At 35.7% G+C, this 3,892-nt stretch carries 3 protein-coding genes; all 3 read right to left on the reverse strand.

Translation table 11 applies throughout. The annotated features are described in order from the left end of the window. Window positions 1-162: 162 nt before the first annotated feature. The gene (locus LCI24_RS16760; RefSeq protein ID WP_047788692.1) at window positions 163-957 is read right to left on the reverse strand and encodes a cation efflux transmembrane domain-containing protein; all 795 of its coding nucleotides are present in this window, start codon (window positions 955-957) and stop codon (window positions 163-165) included. 1 nt (window position 958) lies between these two features. Then, window positions 959-3,142, reverse strand: coding sequence for a TonB-dependent receptor (locus LCI24_RS16765; RefSeq protein WP_047788657.1), 2,184 nt, complete (start codon window positions 3,140-3,142; stop codon window positions 959-961). 66 nt (window positions 3,143-3,208) lie between these two features. After that, complete coding sequence (locus LCI24_RS16770; RefSeq protein WP_047788656.1) at window positions 3,209-3,619, reverse strand: Fur family transcriptional regulator; 411 nt, start codon at window positions 3,617-3,619, stop codon at window positions 3,209-3,211. Between the last annotated feature and the right edge of the window lie 273 nt (window positions 3,620-3,892).

Raw genomic sequence — 3,892 nt, forward strand, 5'->3', positions numbered from 1 at the left:
TACATTGTTGTGCATAGTGCTTTTCACGTTTTGCTTGGTTTTCCGATGTTTGTTATTTAGTTCTAAATTGAGCGTTGGCAAGACATATTCTTTTACAGTTTTGGTGGTGCGATGGCTTGAGCGACTGTAAATGTGTATGGCTTTCAGCGTTGGCAATTCCGATTACTTACTTAATTTCAAAATCCGAAATGCACCTTGTATTACCACTATAAAAACGATTGTTCCGATAATCAAATCAGGTTTGTTGGAATTTAGCCAATTCACTAAAATTCCTGCGATTATTACTCCCAAATTGATAATCACGTCATTGGAAGTAAAAATCATACTCGCTTTCATATGTGCCTCTTCTTTGCTCTTTGACTTTTGCAAAATGTAAAGACAAATTCCGTTTGCGATAAGTGCTAAAATCGAAACGATAATCATCGTTGAAAAATCGGGAAGTTTCTCGGCTCCAAAAAATCTTCTCAACACTTCCACAAATCCGATAATCGCAAGTGTTATCTGAAAATAGCCTGCAATTTTTGCAATCCGTTTTTTCTTAATCAACGTTCCGCCAACCGCAAACAAGCTAATTCCGTAAACAAAACTGTCGGCAAGCATATCCAAACTATCGGCAACCAATCCCATTGATTTCGAGATGAGCCCTGTGGTCATTTCGATAATGAAGAAGACAAAATTTATCGCCAGTACAATCCAAAGTAGCTTTTTTTGGTTGGTGTTTTCTACAAAATCTTTTTTGTTGGTTTCTTCGGTCGAGATTTTCTTTCCGCCTAATTTTAATTCGATAATTGACTTTTCAATTTGGTCGTTATGACCATCGTGAAAAATGGTCAATTTTCGGTTGGGAATGTCAAAATCGAGATTTTTGATTTCTTGGATTCCATCCAATTTCATTCGTATAAGATTTTCCTCGGAAGGACAATCCATCTTACTGATTTCAAATATCGTTTTGTTCATTTTAGTCGTCATCTTCGTTTCCAAAAGGTTTGATTATTACTCCAACGCTAAATATAAAACCGTCTGTTGGTGCATAAATTTCGGAAAATTCTGGATTGTCGTGTGGTGGCAAAACCAATGGCGAAAACCTGCTTTGTCTTCTGTCCGTAAAGTTTTCAAAATTCACAAACGTTGTTCCCCATTTAAAATTTCGCATTGCCACAAAACCCATTGTTATGAAGTCGGTTGTTTCTGTTCCATTAGACAAAAATTGTTTTCCTGTGTAAAACGTTTCGTAACCGATTCGCCATTTTTCAGATTCGTACATCAAAACACTTCCTGCGTTGTGTTTTGCAGTTAGCGGTTTTTGTGGATTTCCAGCCAAATAATTCAATTTTGTGTCAATGAGTGCATAATTCAAGAACCAACGAAAATCTTTATAGGTAAACTTGATGTTTGTTTCAGCACCTTTGCTCAAAATTTCATCTGTTGCATTCTCAAATTGGAAAAATCCATTATCAGTTGAATTTAACAGTAATGCATCATTAATCGCAGTTACATAAAACAGTTGATTAATAGAAAAACCAATGGTTTCAAATAAACGTGTTTGATAGTTGAAGTCAAGATTTACACCGTAAGAACGTTCCGCATTTAGTGAAGATTTATCAATACCAAGTACATTTTCAAAATTGATAAATTCCGCCTCTTCTGTAAAAATATCTGGAATTTTGTAACCTAAACCACCACCAATTCTGCTGGAAAATCCGCTATCGTTTTTGTATAGCAATGAAACTCGTGGAAGCGGGAAAAAGCCAAAATCGGTATTGTAATCTGTTCTGAATCCTGTTTCCAAAATCCAATTATCCGAAATGTCATAAATGTTATTTACAAATGCTCCATAAGTTATATCCGTTTGGTCGCGTTGCAAAGTTGCATTATCATTTTCATCAAAATCAGAAGTATATAGGTTTGCACCAAAAATCCAATCAGTTTTATTGGCTGACTTTTGATAGTTTATTTCCGTAAATGTATTGGTTTGTTTACCGTCAAATGTAAAATCGGGAATGGTCAGTTCTCTGTCGAAGAACGAGATACTATTTTTGATAGTTAATGAACTGACGGAATCTATTTGAGTTTCGTAAACCGCTTGACTGCTCAATCTTTTCGATACGTTTTCTTCGGTATATTGATGGACGCCATTTTCGCCACTTTCAATTTTTGTGATGTCGCCACCAATTCTGTCGTCATACGTTCCGTTTAAGCCAAACCAAAATGTTGTTTTTTCCGATGGATAATAAAAGAACTTTGGGTTGAATGAAATCGAAGTTGTTTTTGGCAAGTTACTAAAGTCATCATCTTCTGGGTCATACGCTTTTTGATAATGACCTGAACCATAAAGTGAAACACCAAATTTTTCATTCCGTTTGCTGTAAAACACATTTGCTGTACTTCCCAGAGCTTGGGTTTGTGTCAACATAATATCCAAAGCAGGTTCTTCGTCTGGTGTTTTGGAAACCATATTTATCAAACCTGCAATTGCACCACCACCATAAAGCGTTGATGAACTTCCTTTTATTATTTCAAATTGTTTTAAGTCTAATGGCGGAATTTGTAAAATACTCAAACCGCTGGAAAAACCGCCATAAAGTGGAAATCCATCTCTCAAAAGTTGTGTATAGCGTCCATCGAGACCTTGAATTCTAATGTTGGTATTTCCGCTACTTAACGAAGTTTGTTGCATCTGTATGCCTGTACTTTCTCGAAGTACCATTGAAATATTTGTCGGGTTCATTACTGCTTTTTCGCCTAATTCTTCCGCTCCAATAAATTCAATTCGAGTTGGAATTTTTCTAACAGTTCGTGTACTTCTTGAAGATTGTATGACTACTTCGTCCAATTCATTTCCTCCAGATTCAAGTTTGAAAGTGAACGTTTTTTTTGTGCCGACTACAATAGTTGTTTCTATGGTTTTGAAACCTACGTATGAAATTTTTATGGTTTGGTTGCCGTTAGGGATTTCCGTAAATGTGGCAATTCCGTCAAAATTTGTTACCGCTCCTTTTTCAAGCTCCTCGAAATAAACTGTTGCTCCAAGTAATGGTTCGTTGGTTTCCGAATCTGTAATGAAAATAGAAATGTCGCTGTTCTGTGCGAAAGAAATAAATGATATAACGAAGAAAAATGAAGTTAAAAATGCTTTTGTCATCTGCTAATTCTGTTTTTAAGAATAGTACAAATGTAAATTCCTTTTACTGCAACTCGATTGCAAAGATTACTTGTTGCAGTTGTCGCACAAGCCTTTTACAACCATATTAGCTTGTTGTAGTTTGAAGTTTTGAGGAAGTTCAATTTGAGGAATTGGAACATCGAAAAGGCAGAATGTTTTATCGCAGTTTGTACAGTAAAAATGATAGTGCAAATCCTTTGGGTCGCAGTTACAGCCTTTGGCACAAACCGCATATTTGGTCATTCCAGAACCATCTTCAATGCTGTGGATAACTTTGTTTTCCTCAAATGTTTTCAGCGTTCTGAAAATCGAACTTCTGTCAGTATATGCCAATGCGTTTTCAATATCTTTTAAAGATTGGGCTTTTTCTTGGCTCAAAAGATGTCGTAAAACCACAGTTCTGACTGCGGTGTTTTTTACTTTTTTTATTTTTAGGATTTCTTCTTCAGTTTGCATTTTCCTAATGTATCATTTTTTTCGAGCGTTGGCGAAAAACAGCTCTTTTATTTTTTTAGCGTTGGTATTTCGCGTTGGCAAAAAAAATAAATGTGCTGTTTGTGCGGTTGGCTTTTTTAGTTCAAATGTTGAATTTTAGAACGATTTTTTGCATTATGCACAACGGTCTTGTGTATGGTTTGTTGCGTGAAAATCCGCGAGGATTTTCAGATTAAGAAACCAAGATAGTAAAATTGCGAGGAAATTCCGATAGGAATTTCAGAAGCAATGAGC

The sequence above is a fragment of the Tenacibaculum larymnensis genome, from assembly GCF_028829235.1.
Taxonomy (GTDB): domain Bacteria; phylum Bacteroidota; class Bacteroidia; order Flavobacteriales; family Flavobacteriaceae; genus Polaribacter; species Polaribacter larymnensis.

What these genes read in the sequence shown, in the direction of transcription:
- LCI24_RS16760 (WP_047788692.1), bottom strand. Translation starts at nt 957, where the DNA reads ATGAACAAAACGATATTTGAAATCAGTAAGATGGATTGTCCTTCCGAG.
- LCI24_RS16765 (WP_047788657.1), bottom strand. Translation starts at nt 3,142, where the DNA reads ATGACAAAAGCATTTTTAACTTCATTTTTCTTCGTTATATCATTTATT.
- LCI24_RS16770 (WP_047788656.1), bottom strand. Translation starts at nt 3,619, where the DNA reads ATGCAAACTGAAGAAGAAATCCTAAAAATAAAAAAAGTAAAAAACACC.